Raw genomic sequence first — 18,451 nt, 5'->3', positions numbered from 1 at the left:
ATCAGACTCCTTTAGCTTGCGCGGCTGAGCGGTTGGCAAACGCCAGATAGAGCTGCTCGATGCGCGGACGCATCATGTGCTCAAGGGCGCCACAGAACAGGATCACCAGACCCTGCAACACCACCACGATGTTGCGGTCGACACCGAACTCGAAGCTGAGCTCGGCGCCCCCCTGATAGAGGAAACCGAACAGCAGGCTGGCGATGATGACGCCGACCGGGTGGTTGCGCCCCATCAGCGCCACCGCGATACCGGTGAAGCCGAACCCTTCCACGAAGTTGAGCTTGATCTGATGCAGCTCACCCTGCAGTACGTTGAGGGCAAAGAAGCCCGACAACATGCCGGAGATGACCATCGCCAGGATCACCACCTTGGGATAGGAGATACCGGCGTAAGCGGAGGCGCTTTGGCTGGCGCCGACCGAGCGGATCTCGTAACCCCAGCGGGTGTGCCAGATAAAGACCCACACCAGCGCCGCACAGATCAGCGCCCAGAAGAAGCTGATATTGAGCGGGCTGTTGGGGATCTCCATCCCGAACAGGTTCGCCAGCCCGCTCATCTTGGGCAGCCAGCTTGCCTCGGCAAATACCTTGCTCTCGGTCGCCATCGAACCGGGCGGCTTGAACACCTCCACCAGCAGATAGGCCATCAGCGAGGCGGCGATGAAGTTGAACATGATGGTGGTGATCACGATATGGCTGCCGCGCTTGGCTTGCAGCCAGGCGGGAATAAAGGCCCAGGCCGCACCGAACAGACCACCGGCAACGATGGAGAGCGGCAACAGCAGGGCAAACGGCAGCACATCGCCAAGCATCAGACAAACCAGACCGACACCGAGCCCGCCGATATAGGCCTGACCTTCACCACCGATGTTGAACAGACCGGCGTGGAAGGCGACCGCCACCGACAGACCGGTAAAGATAAAGCCGGTTGCGTAATAGAGGGTGAAGCCGACCCCTTCACCTGTGCCGAACGCGCCGTACCACATGATCTTGGCGGCATCGACCGGGTTGATGTCGAGGTAGTAGAACAGAATGGCCGACACCAGGAAGGCCAGCAGGATGTTGACCGCAGACAAGACGCCTACGGAGACCCAGGCAGGAATACGTACTTGGCTCATCAGTGGGCCTCCTTGGCAACTTCGTCCGGCACTATGTTCGCCATCATCAGACCAATGGTGCGCTCATCCGCCTTGGCACCATCCAGCTCGCCGACGATGCGACCATCGGCAATGACCAGAATCCGGTCAGCGAGGCTCATGATCTCGTCCAGCTCCACCGAGACCAGCAAGACGGCCTTGCCCTTGTCGCGCATGGCGATGATCTGCTGGTGGATATATTCGATGGCGCCGATGTCGACCCCGCGGGTCGGCTGGCCGATCAACAGCACATCCGGGTCCTGCTCCACTTCACGGGCGATCACCAGCTTCTGCTGGTTGCCACCGGAGAAGTTGGCGGTCTTGTGATCGGGATGGGGCGGGCGCACGTCCCACTTCTCCATCTTGGCCTGACAATCCTGCTGGATCGCCTCCTTGTTCTGCAGCCAACCCTTGTTGTATTGCGGGCGACGGTGATAACCGAGAATAAAGGCCTCTTTCGCCTCGAAGCGGTTGATCAGCCCCATCTTGTGGCGATCTTCCGGCACATGGCCGAGGCCGTAGTTTCGCACCAGCTCGGGATCGGCCGGGTGCTCCGCGCTCACCTTGTGCACGCCGCTGCGGCTGCTGATGGTAAAGCCCCCCTTGCTCGGCTTGAGAATGCCGCCCAGCAGGCTGAGCAGTTCGGACTGACCGTTGCCGGAGACCCCTGCGATGCCGACCACTTCACCGGCCCGCACCTCGAAGCTGACCGATTTGACCCGCTCCACCTTGCTGGCGTCGAAGTAGCTGAGCCCTTCGATCTTCAGCTTGGCTTCACCGGGCTGGGTTGGCCCTTTGTCGACCTTGAGGCGCACCTTGCGGCCCACCATCAGTTCGGCCAGCTGCTCCTTGTCGGTATCCTTGGTGGCGACGTGTGCCACCATCTCGCCACGGCGCATGATGGAAACCTGATCGGTAATGGCCAGGATCTCCCGCAGCTTGTGGGTGATAAGGATGATGGTCGCCCCCTGATCCCGCAGCTTTTTCAGCACCTCGAACAGGTGATCCGCCTCTTGCGGGGTCAGTACCCCGGTCGGCTCGTCGAGGATCAGGATGCGGGCGCCGCGATAGAGCGCCTTGAGAATTTCGACCCGCTGTTGCAAGCCAACCGGCAGATCTTCGACCTTCTCGTGCAGCGGCACGTCGAGGCCATAATCCCGCGCCAGTTCGCCCAGCAGCTTTTCGGCTGACGCCACGCTCTGCTGAAGGTGCCAGCCGTTCTCAGCGCCGAGGATGACGTTTTCCAATACGGTGAAGTTGTTGACCAGCATGAAGTGCTGGTGAACCATGCCCACCCCTGCGGCAATCGCATCTTGTGAGCCATGGGGTTTGAAAGGATTCCCGTCGATCAGCATCTCGCCTTTGTCGGCATGGTAGAAACCATAAATGATGCTCATCAGGGTGGACTTACCGGCGCCATTTTCGCCGACAATGCCGTGGATACTGCCTTTGCGAACCTTAAGGTCGATCAGCTTGTTGGCGTACACTTCGCCGAACCGCTTATCGATACCTCTTAATTCGATGGCATAGCGATCTGTCTGGTCCATGATGCAGCCCTGCGTTTCATGAAATAAGACTAAAAACCGGCCCGTGCGGGCCGGTGGTGCGTTGAGAGTCGTAGCAACTATCTAATTAGTATTTGCAGGTGTTATCGCTCATGTAGTCATGAACCTTGACCTTGCCAGCGATGATTTCAGCCTTGATGGCATCTACCTTGGCTTTCATTTCCGGGGTGATCAGCTTCTCGTTGTCCTTGTCGAGCGCCCAATCCACACCGCCTTCGGCCAGACCCAGGTTCTTGATACCCGGCTTCCACTCGCCTTTGGCAGCGTCATCCCAGGTCTGGTAAGCGGCCAGACCCACAGACTTGACCATGGAGGTCAGCATGGTGCCCGGTTGCAGGTGGTTCTGGTTGGAGTCCACACCGATGGCGAACTTGCCGCTGTCCTTGGCTGCCTGATAGACACCGATACCGGTACCGCCAGCGGCGGCGTAAACCACGTCAGCGCCTTTGGCGAACTGGGACTTGGCCAGCTCGGCACCTTTGGCCGGGTCAGCAAACGCGGCCGGGGTAGAGCCCGCCATGTTCTGGAACACTTCGATCTTCGGATTGACGAACTTGGCACCCTGCTCGTAACCGCACTGGAATTTGCGGATCAGCGGGATATCCATGCCGCCCACGAAGCCGACCTTGCCGCTCTTGGAAGCGATGGCAGCCAGCGCACCCACCAGGAAGGAACCTTCATGCTCCTTGAAGATGACGGACTGGACGTTCGGCTTGTCGACCACCATGTCGATGATGGTGAACTGGGTTTTCGGGAATTCGGTCGCCACTTTTTCTACGGCAGAGCCCATGTTGAAACCGACCGCCACGATCGGGCCGTTGCCACGGCTGGCCAGACGACGCAGACCCTGCTCGCGCTGGGCTTCGTTCTGGGGTTCAAACTCTTTGACCTTGACGCCCTTGTCCTTGTTGTAGAGCTCGACGCCGTTACGGAACACGGCTTCGTTGAATGATTTGTCATACTTGCCCGCGGTGTCATAAATGACGGCTGGCTCGGAAGCAGCCTGAGCAGAGAGAGCAGCGAGAGTGAGGGAGGCCACGGTGGCCAGCTTGAGCACTTTAGTCACGATCGTATCCTTGATTGTTATTAAGTGAGGGAACTTGCTTGCCTGTCAGAGCAGGCTATCTAGCACGCAGGCTTACTCTAAGTCAGCCCCGATGCGGGTCAAGCAAATGATAAGGGAAAAACGTTTGCGTTAACGGTTTGAATTCTAAGCAAATAACCTTATAAGCAGTTGTTTTTTAGCTACTTTTCAGTTTTTTATGCTAACAACCAAAAGACCCAAACGACATTTCTCTTATTGTTCAGCAAGTTACTGTAAACCGTTTTCCCCTGTTATTCATCCAGCCCCCCGGCAAGCCCGTGATCCGGCTCGCAAAATCCCCACAAACCGCGCGAGCAAGGATTGGCTACAGCTGGAGACCTCCCCGTCCCGTTCTCTCTGCGCCAGCCAAAAATGGCCGCACTGGCGCCCCCGCAACCCCCCATCTCGCCCCTCACCCCGAGTTTGGATTTGGTCTGGCAGGGGGGATGGCCGTATAATCCCCGCCTGTATAAATAAACAGGAGTGGTGATGGACGTTTCAACCCTGCTCGACGGGCTCAACGACAAGCAAAGAGATGCCGTTGCGGCGCCCCGCAGCAACCTGCTGGTGCTGGCCGGTGCCGGTTCAGGCAAGACCCGGGTGCTGGTGCACCGTATCGCCTGGCTGATGCAGGTGGAACGCTGTTCACCCTTCTCCATCATCGCGGTCACCTTTACCAACAAGGCGGCGGCCGAGATGCGCGGCCGGGTCGAAAAAGTGATCGGCGACGGCGTGCGCGGCATGTGGATCGGCACCTTTCACGGTATCGCCCACCGATTGCTGCGGGCCCACCATCTGGATGCAGGCTTGCCGCAGGATTTCCAGATCCTCGACTCCGACGACCAGTACCGGCTGATCCGCCGGGTGCTCAAGGCGCTCAACCTCGACGAGAAGCACTGGGCCCCGCGCGCCGTGATGGGCTACATCAACGGCAAGAAAGATGAAGGCTTGCGCCCCGGCGACATCGACCTCTACGGCGACCCCGTCACCCGCACCTATCAGCAGATCTACAAGACCTATCAGGAGACCTGCGATCGCTCCGGTCTGGTGGATTTTGCCGAACTGCTGCTGCGCGCCCACGAGCTGTGGCTGAACAAACCGCACATCCTCGAGCACTACCGCGACCGCTTCCAGAACATTCTGGTGGACGAGTTTCAGGATACCAACGGCATCCAGTACGCCTGGCTGCGGATGCTGGCGGGCAACAGCGGCAAGGTGATGATCGTCGGCGACGATGACCAGTCCATCTACGGCTGGCGCGGCGCCAAGATCGAGAACATCCAGCGCTTCCTGACCGACTATCAGGGGGCCGAGACCATCCGCCTCGAGCAGAACTACCGCTCCACCGCCAATATCCTCAAGGCCGCCAACAGCGTCATCGCCAACAACGCCGAGCGCCTTGGCAAGGAGCTGTGGACAGAAGGGGCCGAGGGTGAGCCGATCTCCCTCTACGCCGCCTTCAACGAGGTGGACGAAGCGCGCTTCGTGGTCGGCCGTCTCAAGGATTGGAAGGAAAAGGGCGGCCTCCTGGCCGACTGCGCCATCCTCTATCGCTCCAACGCCCAGTCGCGGGTGCTTGAAGAGGCGCTGATGCAGGACGCCATGCCCTATCGCATCTACGGCGGCCTGCGCTTCTTCGAGCGGCAAGAGATCAAGGACGCCATGGCCTACCTGCGTCTTATCAACAACCGTGGCGACGACGCCAGCTTCGAGCGGGTGGTCAACACCCCGACCCGCGGCATCGGCGATCGCACCCTCGAGATCCTGCGCGGCAACGCCCGCGATCAGGGGCTCAACCTGTGGCAATCGGCCAAGTCCCTGCTCAATGACAAGGTGCTAACCGGTCGCGCCGGCAACGCGGTGCGCGGCTTTGTCGAGCTGATCGACACGCTGGAGGAGCAGGTGTCCATGCTGCCGCTGCACCAGCAGGCGGATATCGCCATCCAGAACTCCGGCCTCAAGGCGATGTATCTGGCAGAAAAGGGCGAGAAATCCCAGGCGCGGGTAGAGAACCTGGACGAACTGGTCACCGCCTGCCGCCAATACCAGCGCCCGGACGAGCTGGAAGACATGAGCGATCTCTCCGCCTTCCTCGCCCACGCGGCGCTGGAATCCGGCGAGAATCAGGCCGACGAATATGCCGATGCAGTGCAGCTGATGACCTTGCACAGCGCCAAGGGCTTGGAGTTCCCGCTGGTGCTGCTGGTCGGCGTCGAGGAAGGGATGTTCCCCAGCCAGCAATCCACCGAAGAGTCGGGCCGGCTGGAAGAGGAGCGGCGGCTCTGTTACGTCGGCATGACCCGCGCCATGGAAAAGCTCTACATCTGTTATGCCGAGAGCCGCCGCATCTATGGCCGCGAGATGTTCCACAAACCGAGCCGCTTTATCCGCGAGATGCCCGCCGAGTGTCTGGAAGAGATCCGGCTGCGCACCCAGGTGAGCCGCCCCACCCAGTACGGCCGCTTTAGCCAGAACGAGGTGCAGCAGAGCTTTGACGCCAGCGGCATCAAGCTCGGCCAGCGGGTGCTCCATCCGAAATTCGGCGAAGGGGTGGTACTCAACTTCGAAGGGGTCGGCCAGCAGAGCCGGGTGCAGATCCAGTTCGACGACGTCGGCGCCAAGTGGCTGGTGACGGCGTATGCCCGCCTTGAGGCGCTGTAAGGCGCAGCGCACCCACCATCAATAGAAAAAGGAGCCGTTGGCTCCTTTTTTGTCAGGACTGTAGGTTCGATTAGCGAAGCGTAATCGGACGTTCGCGTCATGGGTATATGGTGTGGCTGGCTGTTGGCAGCACGGCTGGCGCCGTGCAGGAAGCAAGGGTGTGGCAATCGACGGGGTTTCGCCCACCCTGCGGGCTTGGGCGAGTAACTTACTCGTATTCTAATGTAATCAACCCGGCTTTAGGCCGGGTTGGTTCTACTGGGGCGATAAATACAATCCGCTCACTCCGTAAGGTTGCTCACAAATTTCCACAAATCTTCGTCTGAACGATCTAACTCAACAAGGATCTTATCCACCACCCCCTGCATTTTTCGTACTGGCTTATATATGTACTCACCATTATCCTTACTTGTTTCCAAGAAGTTTCTCTGAATAAGGTAGCGAATTATTTTACCAACACTTTTTTTGTCTACATGAGTCAATCCTTTTGTCAATGTATGCTCTAGCCGTCCATTACCTGCTTGCCGATATACCTTAATTAAGATGGAAACAAGGATTGTTTGAGGCGCAGTAAGACCAGATTTTTTAATAGCAGTTAATGTATCTATGGACTCGTATGAGTTGACATCACAGTTGTCTACCCACTCGGGTACACCGCGACCTGAAGATACCCCAATTAATTTATCAATGTGACAATCTTTTATGAAAACATTTTTTGGATCTATTTTGCCAAGAGTTATAGACTCGAATATTCCATATTGGAACATAATATTACTGATATTACCCCCCTCAAAGTTAATGTAACCAAAATGTGGTTCATTAAAATTTATGCTCTCAAAGTCAACACTGTGAACACCAATTTCATTAATGGCAGATATAGCATCAGATATAGATATTTTATTGGCCTTATCTCTATGAATAGACTGCTTTATATATGTTATAAATAAATTGGCTGAATTGTTTGTTTTTATCTCATTTGCTAAAACAGATACTCCAAGCTCCTTGAGTGGGTTGACCCATTTTAGATCTGATAGTTTCTTGTCGTTTGAATGTATTCTGTTTGCTATATCTAAAGCCCTTAGCCCATCTAATATGAAATTGTCAACAAAGTTTCTATCACTAGTTTCACTACTTACACGTCCTAATCCAGGTAAGCGTTGTAACATAACCGTTGATTGCTCATTCGGATAAGTCCCTGTGACGTCATGAAAGGCATTAACAACTTCAGACTCAATTATTGGACCAACATTCTGCCCTTTTGTTCTTGTTATACTAGCTAGTTTAACCAACACTTGTTTAACCGTTTCAGGGTCAAGTATCGGATGTATTTTCGCATCCCTGCTGCACATTGAATCAATGAATTTAAACCAAAACTTGATCTCATCACCATTTGATGAACTAAATAATGATGTGATTTCATGTGCATCCAGAGATGCTATTGTTTTTAAAATTAGTGGTTTTTTAGGAAGCCAGCTAGGCAATTCAACATTGATGCCATTCAACTCCAAGTAGCTCGTAAACTCCTGATAATTAAACTCATTTTTACATTTAGCCACTATGGCATTTTCTTCGTTTATCCCAAGAGCTAAAAACATTTCCTTGTTGCTATTAAAATAATGCTCTCTGCCAGAAATCAGAAAGCCAGCACCTGTTTTTGAGAGTAGGTCCTTCACACCTTGTAAAGCATGCCGTCTTAAATTCTCTAATGTTTTCTTATCTTCACTCCATGGTCTAGAGCCCAGTTCATCAAATCCATCCAACAAAAAACAAATTCTTTTCCCATTATATGCTTTGATTATACTGTTAGTATCATCTTCATTAATACCTAGATGACTGAAATGTCTTCTAATTATCTCAACCGAGTTTTCTAACCCCCACGTTTCTTTTAAATCAATTGCGATTGGGTATAACAAAGTACTCTCAGAGTGCTTTGAAAGTATGTTGAACACTTCTCTAAAACAGCGGCTTTTACCTGTCCCATAATCACCAAGAAGTATTATTTTCTTGTTTTCTATGATTTTTTTTGCTATTTCCTCAGCATCGATTTCTGTTCCGTTAGAAAGTTCATACCCAACTGGGGTATAAGCTGCACTATCATTTTCACCTGTAATTGGATCTACTGCGCTACCAAATCTTTTATTTGATCGAATGTGATGATATGTCGGGAAATTGAAAAACATTTTCTGAAAATCAGAAAATGATATAACAGTAATATGATTCTCCGCCCCTGCATCCTTCATTCCCGGAGTCAGTTCAAAGTCACAAACAATAAATCCTCTAATCATGATGTTTTCACACATCATCTTAACTCTTATGGTTTGTATCTTAGCTATATCACTTCTTATTTTCTCCAGAGATCTATTTTCAGTAACCTCTATGATAACTTTTTCAATAGGACTAAGTCCTATCACACAATCAAAGTTAACGCCCGCAATTCGTTCAGCTGAGGCATGTCGATCCCATATATATTGAGCGTATTGTTTAACATTACGCTCAAGAGTTTCCCAACTATGCATAATAAACCTCGATTCCAATATTTATAGAACTTGCTCAGGAGTATCCACGGCTCTAATACTGGTGTAGCTAAGCCATTTTTTAACCAAGAGGGGAGGAGTCCCCACATAAACTCTTTATCTGAAATCCAAGATAGGTGGAGCTAGAGCTAATCACTTAATCCGCTTGCTCTCCATCACCCCTTGCTTGCCCTCCTCTTCACTGACCTGACTCAGCTTGGAGCGGGCCATCAGCAGGCCCATCTTGACCTCCTGCCAGACGTAGTAGTTTTTACCCGCCTCGGTGCTGAGGGTCAGGGTGGCATCGTTCTCCGACTTGGAGGTGATAATGTGGCTGCCCGGCGTTACCTGCTTGAGGATATAGCTGTGGGCCACGGTGTCGCCTACGGCAGAACCATCCACCAGCAGCGGCATTTTGACGGCCGCCCCGAAGGTCTCGTTGCGATAGATATAGAGGTTGGCCGCATCCTTGGGCGCCACAAACTGCTTGGCCTGCGCGTCTGCGGTGGCATCGGCCATGGGTACGGAAGCACAACCGGAAAGCAGCGCCGCCGACAGCAGGGCGGCACTCATCATTATTTGCCTGAACATAGTCGTTATTTTTTAGTGAGTTAACGGGACTAAAAGGTTCGCATGAGCCTGCACTGGCTGACAATCGCTCAAATCGAGCGAGGTGTGACCCGGTTCAATTTTCCAGCATTTGGTGGGATGAAGGGGGGAACTCAGAAACCCGGCCGCCAGATGGGCTCGGCGGTCGGGTGAATTGTAAAGAGTAGGGTGACAGGGAAAGGGATCAGCCTAGTCTAATCAACTCGATGGGGGCGTAGCGCTCACCGGAGTTTGCCAACAGCACGCACTTCTCATGCTCCGCCTGATAGGGAGTCATGTTGTCGGTGTGGGCCTCTTTCAGAAAATCGACTGCGCCAGTGGCGGCAATCATGACGCGCTGCCCCAGGTTCAGCACATTGCGGTTACGGTCATAGATCTTCATTTCATTCTCCTTTTCTTGTGTCCTGGCGAATGCGCAGGCGCGTGTCCAGGACAACGACATTCAGCCTACGCCCCTGAAAAAAGGTGATTTATGTCACAGATCAAAAAAGGGGCGATAAGGGACTCACTGGTTCAAAAAGCGAGCATGGTCGCTTGGCCAGCGGCTGTCGCGCGAAGTAGCGCTGCCCTGCCCTTTCGTCGCGGCGGGCTCGAACCCGGCAGCGGTTGGGGTATATTGGTGGCCGATTAGCCAGTCTCATTCACTGTGGCCGCGCAAGCGGGCCGCTGTTTAAACAAGATGGAGAGTGCTCATGAATCGCGACATTACCGCCCAGTTCATCAAGATGCTGACCAACCTCGACCACTGTCTGGTCAAGGCCGAGGCTCACGCCGCAGCGAAGCAGTTCAACGTGGAGAACTTCTTCGGCGAGCGGCTGATCGTCGATATGCTGCCGCTGTCCAAGCAGGTGCTGATCTGCTGCGACTCGGCCCGCGCCGTGGTCGCCACCGCCAGCCACAGCGAGCTGCCGGCCATGGGCGATGAGCCAAAAACCATGGCGGATCTGCGCGCCCATATCGGCAAGACCATCAGCTATCTGCAAGGCAAGCTGGACGCGGACTACAGCCAGTACGCCAGCGGCCGTTACGTGCCCCACTGGGCGGGCGGCAAGGGGATGGATGGCCATACCTGCGTCCATGAGTACGGTATTCCCAACTTCTACTTCCATCTCACCATGGCCTACGCCCTGCTGCGCCGCGCCGGGGTCGATCTCGGCAAGCGCGACTATCTGGGCGGGCTCAACCTGCAATAAACACTGCACGCCACAGGCGGCAAACAGATAGCAAAAGCCTGCCAAGCGGCAGGCTTTTTTATATCGGGTGGTGCAGATCTGGTGCGCAGAAAGGCTGCGCCCTAGAAGGGGCCATTGTTCTCGCGCAGCTTGTCGGGCAGGCCATCGTGATCACCCAGCTCGCGCTCGGGCACGTCATCCCAGTGCAGCTTGCCAAGGGTGATATTGCGCTCGGGGTGCACGGCGTAGTGGATGCGGTTGTCCTCCCGATCGGTATCGCCAATGCAGAGCAGCCGGACAGTCTCTTCGGTGTTGTTGATAAAGGCGTGGGCCAGCCCGTCACCGGCCTTGAAGCCCACCGAGTCACCCGGTTGCAGGCGATAGAGGATACCATCGAGCCAGACATCCGGCGTCCCTTCCAGCACGTGAACGAACTCATCCTCGGTCTTTTCGGCATGGGGCCAGCTGGTGCGATGGCCGGGTTCGACAATCTCGTGGTGAATGCCGATGCGGCTAAAGCCGAAGTGCTTGCCGAGGGCGCAGCCGCGAGAAAGGGGCTCCTGACTGCCGGAGTAGTAGCGCGGCGTCTGCTCTTGCAGCTCGCTCCAGTGTTTGATGCAGGGGTGGCGATTCATAGCGGTTCCTTTTCTATGAGGATGCAGTCACGGGAAGGGTCATCCTAACTGCCTGAATGCGGCAGAGAAAAGCAGAAATCGGCTGCCGGTTTCACCGCTGACTGCGAGATGGCTGGCTCGGCTGCGGGTCGATTCCCATCCTGCAAGGGCTGCGCGGCCATGCCAGCGGCAGCGGTGCGGACAAAAATAGAGACAAAAAGAGGGAGCCCCTGGCTCCCTCTCTCGATCTGTCTGCACCCGTTTTCTGAGACTGATTTTCCGCTCTTATTTCCCAAGATTGTCCGCCAGCTGTTTGGCACGGCTGGCCGCCCACAGGTCGATCATCTTCTCCATCTCCCCGGCGGTGATGGGCTCATCCTTGTGGGTGGTATCCGTGCTCTCACGGGCATCCATCACCCGCACCAGCAGCTTGCCGCTCTGGGAGTCGAGCAACTGGGCCATGCTGCCCACCTTGAGCAGGTAGGGCTCCTTGCCGATCACTTCGCGGGTGACATTGATGGCGATCTTGGCGGGCAGCAGGTCACGCAGCTTGGGGTCTGGGCGGGTCAGGTCGAAGTTGGTGACGGCGGCCTGGATCCGCATCACTTTCGGGCCGGGGGCAGTGGCGATCTTGACGCCCTGCTTGATCAGCTCGCTCTGGAACTTGTCGTGGTAATAGCGGCCAATCTGGTTCTGTTCGTTGGCGGTCAGCAGATACCACTGACCGTTCTCCTGCCGGATAAACTGCAGCGGATCGAGCAGCACCTCGTTGTATTGGCGCAGGTCAGTACCCGGCTCCTTGTAGACCCGCTGATTGGGGTTGCTCTCGCTCTGCTGGAAGGCAGTCAGCGGGATCGCCTGCAAGCTGTGGGATACCTGATTCTTGACGGCGCAGCCACCCAGCAGGGCCGCAGCCACGGCAACCATCACGACCTTTTTCATATTTGCTCCTGCATTTTACTGTTTGTTTTTGCTGTGGATTTCGCACCACATGGCTGGAGAACCCGTGCCGGATGCCGCCAATGTCACAGAGAAATAACCTATTCATCACCTTCCCACAAGGGACAGATCAGGATTGTTCAGCTCACATCCAAGTTGTCACAGTTGCGGCACTTTTGTACAGGGTCAGCCAGGGTATGAGCGGCAGTCTGGCGAGGGTTCGGTTGTTTAATCCGGCTAAATGGGACTGCGGTAAGCGCACAGTTTTTTCAAACGATGGGGCCCGCGAGCGGCGTGAGTTGAACGGGGAAATGCCCAGGAACGCACGATGACCGATCATCAGCCATCTTGCGCAAACTTGCCTGCCGCCGGAGAAGCGGCAGGCTCATTCATCAGTTATCGAGATCCCAAGGGCACTGCTTGACCAGCCCCTCTTTGCCACTGGCGACGATCGCCTGCTGCACCATCCGTTTGTAGCGATTCTTGATATGGGCGGGCAACGCGGGCACCAGCAGCCGCTCGTCAAACTCCGGCAGCGGGCGATCCGGCAGCACCGCCTGCTCCTGCGGGCTGAGGGGCGGCCGGGAGGCCATATTGCTGGCCGAGATGGTGGGCGTGCCCACCAGCATCTGGCGTTGCAGCGGCGCGCTCAGCAGAAAATCCACCAGCAGGTAGGCGGCCTTGAGCCGAGCGGGATCATCGCCGACATGACGGGCGATGGAGATCGCATCGAGGGCATAGATGGCCCCCTCCTGCACCATGGCGATCCGCCACTGCTGCTCGTTCTGCTTGTTGCACTCCACCAGTTCCAGCCCCCAGGTGGTGGCAAAGGTCTGCTGGCGCAGATCCTCACAGCGGTTGGCCTGATTGAACCAGAAACCGCGACTGGCTCGCAGCCGCTGCGAGAGCTGCTGCTCCACCTCTTGCTGCAAGGTCTTGTCGGCCAGCATCTCGCCGCTGGCAAACAGGGCGGGCGACTTGCCCAGCGAGAGCAGCACTGAAAAGAGCAGCGGCTCGAACTGGTCGCAGAACTCGGCAAACTGGCCCGACGGCGAGCTGTTGGCAAGCACCTGCCAACTGGTGGGCGCTTGCGGCACCTGCTTGCTGTCATAGGCGAGGCTGAACATGGCGTAGGAGAAGGGCACCGAGTAGTTGCGCTCCCCCTGCTTGTCATACTCGGTGTTCTTGAGGGCGGGTTTCACCTCGGCGTAGTGCTGCAGGCGACTGAAATCGATGGGGAGCAGCAGCTTGAACAGCGGCTGGTGATGGGCCTTGTAGAAGTAGCTGGTCGGCAGCACCACATCGGCGCTGCGGGTGCGCAGGGCGCGGTAGACGCTGTCGAAATCGGTCAGCAGCGGCTCGATCCGGCTGACCGTCGCCTCCACCCCATGGGCTTTGGCGTAGTCGGCAAACTGTTGTTCATAACCCGCAGGCAGATAGCCCCACTCCAGCAATTTGAGCTGAACCGGAGCCGCCAGCGCCGGGGTCATCCCCAACAACCAGCAAAGAGGCAGTAGACGCATGGCCGGGTACTCCTGACAGGTAAACCTTGTTGGAGTATAGGCCCATGCGCCGACTCGTCAGGCCACCAGCTCGGCCCCCATGCTCACCAGAATGGAGAGGCTGACCACCGCAAACAGCACGCCGGTCACCAGATTGAGTGGCCGCTGCACCCGCAGCAGCAGGCGCTGGGCGCGATCGGTGGAGAGGCTCCACGCCAGCAGCCCGAACCAGCAGAGGGAGATGATGAAGAGCTCGCCCACCAGCAGGCTGCGGGTCATTCCATCCACCTCTGGCGTCACCATGGCGGCCAGCAGACCGATAAAGAAGACCAGCGCCTTGGGGTTCAGCAGGTTGGTGGCAAGGCCAGTGCGCACGCCCCTGCCCCAGCCGCGCAGCTCGTTGGCGGCGCTGGCCATCAGGGTGCTGCTCTGCTGGCGAGCCGCCATCAGGGCGCCCCACCCCAACCAGCCCAGATAGAGGGCGCCGCAGCACTTGATCACCATAAACAGCAGCGGGTGACTGGCGATCAGCATGCTGATCCCGGTCAGGCTGAGGGTGGCGTGCACCATGATCGCCAGCGAGATGCCCAGCGCCGCGCCAAGGGCGGTCGGCCGGTGCAGGCTGGTACGCAGGATCAGGGCGAAATCAGGGCCGGGGCTGGCCAGTGCAATCAGGTGCATCAGGCCGAGGGTAACGAACAGACTGGTCAGCATAACAACTCTCGCTTTAACGACGGAGAGCCAGCATGGCGGATCAGCGGGGGGCGCGGCTTGTAAAAGATTGCATCTGGGCACGAAATTCGGCGGGTGTCAGACCGAATGCCTGGCGAAAGCCGTGGTGGAAGTGACTCTGATCGAAGAAACCGACCGCCAGCGCCACCTCGCTCACCGCCATCCCGCTCGCCAGCAGCCGTTTGCCCTGCTCCAGCCGCAGCCGTTTCAGCCAGGCGTAGGGGGTCATGCCGCTGCGCTTCTTGAACTGGCGCAGGAAGGCGAAACGGTCGAGCCCGAGCAGCCCCGCCAGCTCTTCCAGCGAGTGGGGCTCGTCGAGGGCGGCCATCAGGTAGTCGCGCAGGAATCGCAACTGGGGATCGGCCAGTTGGTGTACCTCGGGGGCCAGATGCAGCAGCTCCCCCAGCAGGGCAAGCAGCTGGCTCTCGATCAGCAGGCCATCGGCCTTGGGGTTGTCGAGATAGCCGTGCAGCTGGGCAAAGCCCTGATAGAGGTCGGGGCGACTCTGCAACCCCTTGTCGAAGAAGGGTTCCGGCTGCTCCGGCAGCCAGAGCGCCAGCTGCTGCGGATCGATGGCAAAGACCCGCACCTCGTACCCTTCCGGCAGCAGGCTGAGGCCGTCGTGCACCTCATCCGGGTTGACGGTAGATAGCACCCCACGTACCAGATGGTGGCTGTTTCCCTTGTGGATAAACTTCTGGCCACCCCGCTGCACCAGCCCGATATGGTAGTCGAGATGGACATGGCGGCCATAGCTGAACGCCCTGTGGTGGGAGTGTGACAGCTCGACCCCCGGCAGGTGCGGGGATTGCCAGTAGCGGATGAGGGAATCGGTGGTATTCATGGGTTATAGATACACCAGAAGCGGGCCTTGGACTTGTAGATTATTGCACGCAACCCCCTCTCAACGCCCCCACAGCCTCGGGGTTGGCTCCACCAGCGAGGCGAGCGGCACCCGCTCCACCATCTGACGCATACGCTGCACCAGTTCGGGATTGCCATCCCCCAACGACTTGTTCAGCACGATATGCACCTGCAGCGGGGTGACCGGCAGGTAGATGAGGCGGGTCGCCGCAGGGAGCTTGGCACGAAAATGGTTGGCGGAAATATCGTTGGAAAAGAGCGCGGCATCAATCCGTCCGCGCAGCAACTTCTGCATGTTGCCATGCTCCCAGCTGAGCTGGGAGAGGGTGTCGATATGGATCTGCGGATGCTGCAACAGCGGCGGCACGATCGCCTGACTCGACCAGCCGATGGTGGTGCCGAAGAGATCTTCTTGCCGTTCGACCGAGTGAAGTCGCGATGGCACCAGTACCACCAGCACTGGCCGCAGCAGCAACAGGTGGGAGTCGATATAGAGAAAGTGACGAGCACGCTCGGGACTGTAGCTCAGCAACGGGGTCAGATCGCACTCGCCGCTCTCAAGATTGCTGAGCAGCCGTGCCACATTGAGCCCCTGCCACTCAATGGTACGCCCGATCGCGGGTTCGATATGACGGTGAAAGTAGTCGATCACCGGCCCGGAGACCTTGCCCTGCTGATCAATGGTGACCAGCGGCGCCAGCTGAAAGACGCATCCCCGCAGTGGCGCGTTGATCGCCACAGCCTGGCTGATGGTCATAAGAGGGAGAAGAAGTGCCGATAGCAGTAATACCAAACGCGTGCCCGAACGAGAGATGCCCATAAGTGCCGACCCGATGCCCTGATAGCCATCAGCATGGCACAAGGCAAAGGGGCGGGCTATCCGCTCCTGCCGCGCTTCGACCTCTCGCATCCCCTACGCCCATGACCAATGGGCCCCGTTTTATTGCGATGAAAATCAATAATCCCGCGGCTTTGATGGATTTTGGTCTCTTGAGATATAGTGCGGCCCCATTCATCAAACCGGCGGATGAGCGCCCCGCCGGACAGGTAGATTCATGAGACTGTTTTTGCTGTTGTTGTCGTTGTTTGCCACGACTGTAAGTTCTGATGAAAAGCCGCGCCTGCCCTATTACGACTGGGGTCGCTGCCCGTTTGAAGGTTGCACCTATAAGACATGGACCACCAAGCAAGAGGTGATCGTCAGAGCCGAGCCATCCATGACTGCCAAAGCGCTGTTCCGTCTACCCCGCGGCCAGCAGGTTGAAGGACTGACCGGGGTCGTCATTACCGAACAACCGGGGATCGTCGAGATACTCAGGTCGGTCAAGCTGGGCTATAGCAAGGAGGGAAAAGGGCCACTGTTGAATATGAAAGCAGGGGAAACGCTTTATATCCTCGGCGGACTGGGCGAAGGCAATAGCCTGTTCTGGTACAAGGGCAAAACCTACATCCTCGATTATGACTATGCGCGCAAAGAGATCAGATACGGCCGGTCACCGCAAAATCAGTGGTGGGTAAAAGTTCGGGACAAGCAAGGGCGTGAGGGTTGGGTTGCCGAAGCCAAAAACTTCGCCCATATGGACCGTTTCGAATAGTGACAGCCAGCCCCTCAAGATCGGGGAGCTGGCCGTGGATGACTCACTGCTTGGGTTGCAGCTTCATCTCGTGCAGATACTCCAGCACCTGGGTTTTGTAGTCCGCCTGATAGGAGAACTTGGTGCTGTCGCACGCCGCGATCAGGTTCACCGCGGTGCAGAACAGAGTTGCCGCCAGCAGCCCCTTGCCAACCCACTGCGGATAACGACGGCTCCAACGCACCAGCAGTAGCAGGATCGGGAACAAGGCGTAGGGGAAGATCAGCATCAGGTGCCAGTAGTTGAAGATGATGGGCGAGAGCGCCGCACTCACCAGCACCGCCAGCACAGCGGCCAGCGCATAGAGACCGAGCCAGCTCTCGCCATCCACCTCGGCCCGATCACTGCGCAGCAGACGCGGCTTGAGTTCACGCCACAGCTGCCAGTTGGCCTTGGCCGCCAGCAACACAGTCGCCGAGCCTACCCCGTAGATCACCACCCGCCACAGCCAGACTGCCGCCATCTGCAGGTATTCGTGCCCAGCCAGCCAGATGAACTGGGTATCGTTGACCAGCTTGCTGGCAAACAGCCAGGAGCCGTAACGCAGCCAGTAGAGCACTGATTTCAGCACCGGATAGACATGCACCAGCCCCCAGCCGATATAGCGCTGGCGCGCCTCGGGATCGACGTTTTGAGTGATATGGCTGTTGCTCATCACTTCCATCGCGTAAGGGATCAGGGAGGCACCGATCAGCAGGGTAGCCACCACCACCCCGCTCCAGCTCACCTTGAGAATGCGGCGCCAGAACAGATAGGTGGACATTACCGCCAGCAGCGGCCAGGAGTAGTGCAGTTGCATCGCCATACCGATAGCCAGCAGGTGAACGATCATATGCCAGAAGGAGGCCCGCTCGCGCATATGCCAGGCCGACCAGCAGTGCATGGCCGAGAAAAGGAACAGATAGGAGGGGTTGTAGAGCAGACTCTCGTACTGGAACCAGGGGTTGAGCCAGCAGAGCACCAGAAACAGCAGGCGCACCCTGTCATCAAACACCTGACGGATCACCGCATCAAACAGCAGGAATCCGACCAACCGCATCGCCAGCAGCAACACCATGGGGGCATAGGGAGAATCCCACAGCAGCAGCGGCCCGCCAATCAGCCAGGCCGACAAACTCCCCGGCACATTGCCCACCGCACTCGCCGCATTGCCATAGCTGAGCCAGACCCCCTCATAAGCCCCAAGGTAGCCCTTGTAAAGCATCTGGGTCTGATCGCCGGTGAGGAGTTGGTGGCTAAAGAACAACCAAGATAACATCAGCCCAGACAAAATAACGGCCCCAAACATCATCTTGCTGTAGCGCTCACTAAACACAACCATCAAATTCATACCAACCAGAAAAATTTGACTAGAACTTTAACAGTTATTCACCAACGTTTCCCAACTGCAACTCACATTTTATCATCGACATCAAGCGTTAAGA

16 protein-coding genes are annotated in these 18,451 nt (G+C 56.8%); 3 read left to right on the top strand and 13 right to left on the bottom strand.

Features of this window, described 5'->3' with window-relative positions:
• Position 1 precedes the first annotated feature (1 nt).
• The 3 genes from ACB042_RS14615 to ACB042_RS14605 form a co-directional block, all read right to left on the bottom strand.
• Positions 2–1,120 carry an ABC transporter permease gene (locus tag ACB042_RS14615; protein WP_371178632.1) on the bottom strand — a complete coding sequence of 373 codons (1,119 nt, stop codon included), beginning with the start codon at positions 1,118–1,120 and terminating at the stop codon, positions 2–4.
• Positions 1,120–2,685: an ABC transporter ATP-binding protein gene (locus ACB042_RS14610; RefSeq protein WP_005342527.1), complete on the bottom strand. Its 1,566-nt coding sequence runs from the start codon at positions 2,683–2,685 to the stop codon at positions 1,120–1,122. Before ACB042_RS14610 ends, ACB042_RS14615 begins: the two co-directional genes overlap by 1 nt.
• Before the next feature lie 85 nt (positions 2,686–2,770).
• Positions 2,771–3,769, bottom strand: coding sequence for a BMP family protein (locus ACB042_RS14605; RefSeq protein ID WP_005340803.1), 999 nt, complete (start codon positions 3,767–3,769; stop codon positions 2,771–2,773).
• Positions 3,770–4,276: 507 nt separating this feature from the next.
• Between ACB042_RS14605 and uvrD the strand changes: the two genes are divergently transcribed.
• Entirely contained in the window at positions 4,277–6,448 is a 2,172-nt protein-coding gene (gene uvrD / locus ACB042_RS14600; protein ID WP_371178630.1) for a DNA helicase II, read from the top strand.
• A gap of 281 nt (positions 6,449–6,729) precedes the next feature.
• Here the strand turns inward: uvrD and ACB042_RS14595 are convergent, their stop codons facing one another.
• The 3 genes from ACB042_RS14595 to ydfZ all read right to left on the bottom strand — a co-directional run bounded on the left by ACB042_RS14595 (position 6,730) and on the right by ydfZ (position 9,952).
• Positions 6,730–8,964: a hypothetical protein gene (locus tag ACB042_RS14595; RefSeq protein ID WP_371178629.1), complete on the bottom strand. Its 2,235-nt coding sequence runs from the start codon at positions 8,962–8,964 to the stop codon at positions 6,730–6,732.
• 150 nt (positions 8,965–9,114) lie between these two features.
• Positions 9,115–9,552 (bottom strand): DUF2846 domain-containing protein, encoded by a 438-nt coding sequence (locus tag ACB042_RS14590; RefSeq protein WP_371178628.1) that lies wholly within the window; start codon positions 9,550–9,552, stop codon positions 9,115–9,117.
• 202 nt (positions 9,553–9,754) lie between these two features.
• Positions 9,755–9,952: a putative selenium delivery protein YdfZ gene (ydfZ, locus tag ACB042_RS14585; RefSeq protein WP_005342516.1), complete on the bottom strand. Its 198-nt coding sequence runs from the start codon at positions 9,950–9,952 to the stop codon at positions 9,755–9,757.
• A 310-nt stretch (positions 9,953–10,262) separates the two neighbouring features.
• Between ydfZ and ACB042_RS14580 the strand changes: the two genes are divergently transcribed.
• Positions 10,263–10,763 carry a DUF1993 domain-containing protein gene (locus ACB042_RS14580; protein ID WP_371178627.1) on the top strand — a complete coding sequence of 167 codons (501 nt, stop codon included), beginning with the start codon at positions 10,263–10,265 and terminating at the stop codon, positions 10,761–10,763.
• A 101-nt stretch (positions 10,764–10,864) separates the two neighbouring features.
• On the opposite strand, the gene ACB042_RS14575 is transcribed toward ACB042_RS14580, so the two are convergent.
• The 6 genes from ACB042_RS14575 to ACB042_RS14550 all read right to left on the bottom strand — a co-directional run bounded on the left by ACB042_RS14575 (position 10,865) and on the right by ACB042_RS14550 (position 16,150).
• Positions 10,865–11,377 (bottom strand): cupin domain-containing protein, encoded by a 513-nt coding sequence (locus ACB042_RS14575; RefSeq protein ID WP_371178626.1) that lies wholly within the window; start codon positions 11,375–11,377, stop codon positions 10,865–10,867.
• 264 nt (positions 11,378–11,641) lie between these two features.
• Complete coding sequence (locus ACB042_RS14570; protein ID WP_371178625.1) at positions 11,642–12,298, bottom strand: DUF3313 domain-containing protein; 657 nt, start codon at positions 12,296–12,298, stop codon at positions 11,642–11,644.
• 389 nt (positions 12,299–12,687) lie between these two features.
• A complete protein-coding gene (locus ACB042_RS14565; protein ID WP_371178624.1) occupies positions 12,688–13,818 on the bottom strand; it encodes a PotD/PotF family extracellular solute-binding protein in 1,131 nt (376 codons plus the stop codon).
• A 57-nt stretch (positions 13,819–13,875) separates the two neighbouring features.
• The gene (locus ACB042_RS14560) at positions 13,876–14,511 is read right to left on the bottom strand and encodes a LysE family translocator (RefSeq protein WP_139733615.1); all 636 of its coding nucleotides are present in this window, start codon (positions 14,509–14,511) and stop codon (positions 13,876–13,878) included.
• Positions 14,512–14,551: 40 nt separating this feature from the next.
• On the bottom strand, positions 14,552–15,373 hold the full coding sequence (locus tag ACB042_RS14555; RefSeq protein ID WP_005357044.1) for an AraC family transcriptional regulator: 822 nt from the start codon (positions 15,371–15,373) through the stop codon (positions 14,552–14,554).
• Between the two features lie 60 nt (positions 15,374–15,433).
• Positions 15,434–16,150, bottom strand: coding sequence for a substrate-binding periplasmic protein (locus ACB042_RS14550; protein WP_371178623.1), 717 nt, complete (start codon positions 16,148–16,150; stop codon positions 15,434–15,436).
• Positions 16,151–16,448: 298 nt separating this feature from the next.
• On the opposite strand from ACB042_RS14550, the gene ACB042_RS14545 reads away from it, so the two are divergent.
• Positions 16,449–16,988, top strand: a complete 540-nt coding sequence (locus ACB042_RS14545) for a hypothetical protein (protein WP_371178622.1) — start codon at positions 16,449–16,451, stop codon at positions 16,986–16,988.
• Between the two features lie 43 nt (positions 16,989–17,031).
• Here the strand turns inward: ACB042_RS14545 and ACB042_RS14540 are convergent, their stop codons facing one another.
• Positions 17,032–18,231 carry a 3-deoxy-D-manno-octulosonic acid transferase gene (locus ACB042_RS14540; RefSeq protein ID WP_371178670.1) on the bottom strand — a complete coding sequence of 400 codons (1,200 nt, stop codon included), beginning with the start codon at positions 18,229–18,231 and terminating at the stop codon, positions 17,032–17,034.
• Between the last annotated feature and the right edge of the window lie 220 nt (positions 18,232–18,451).

Source organism: Aeromonas sp. S13(2024), assembly GCF_041402405.1.
GTDB classification, from domain to species: Bacteria; Pseudomonadota; Gammaproteobacteria; order Enterobacterales; family Aeromonadaceae; genus Aeromonas; species Aeromonas veronii.
Note: the sequence above shows the minus strand (reverse complement) of the source record. Positions and strands in the feature narration are given on the sequence as shown.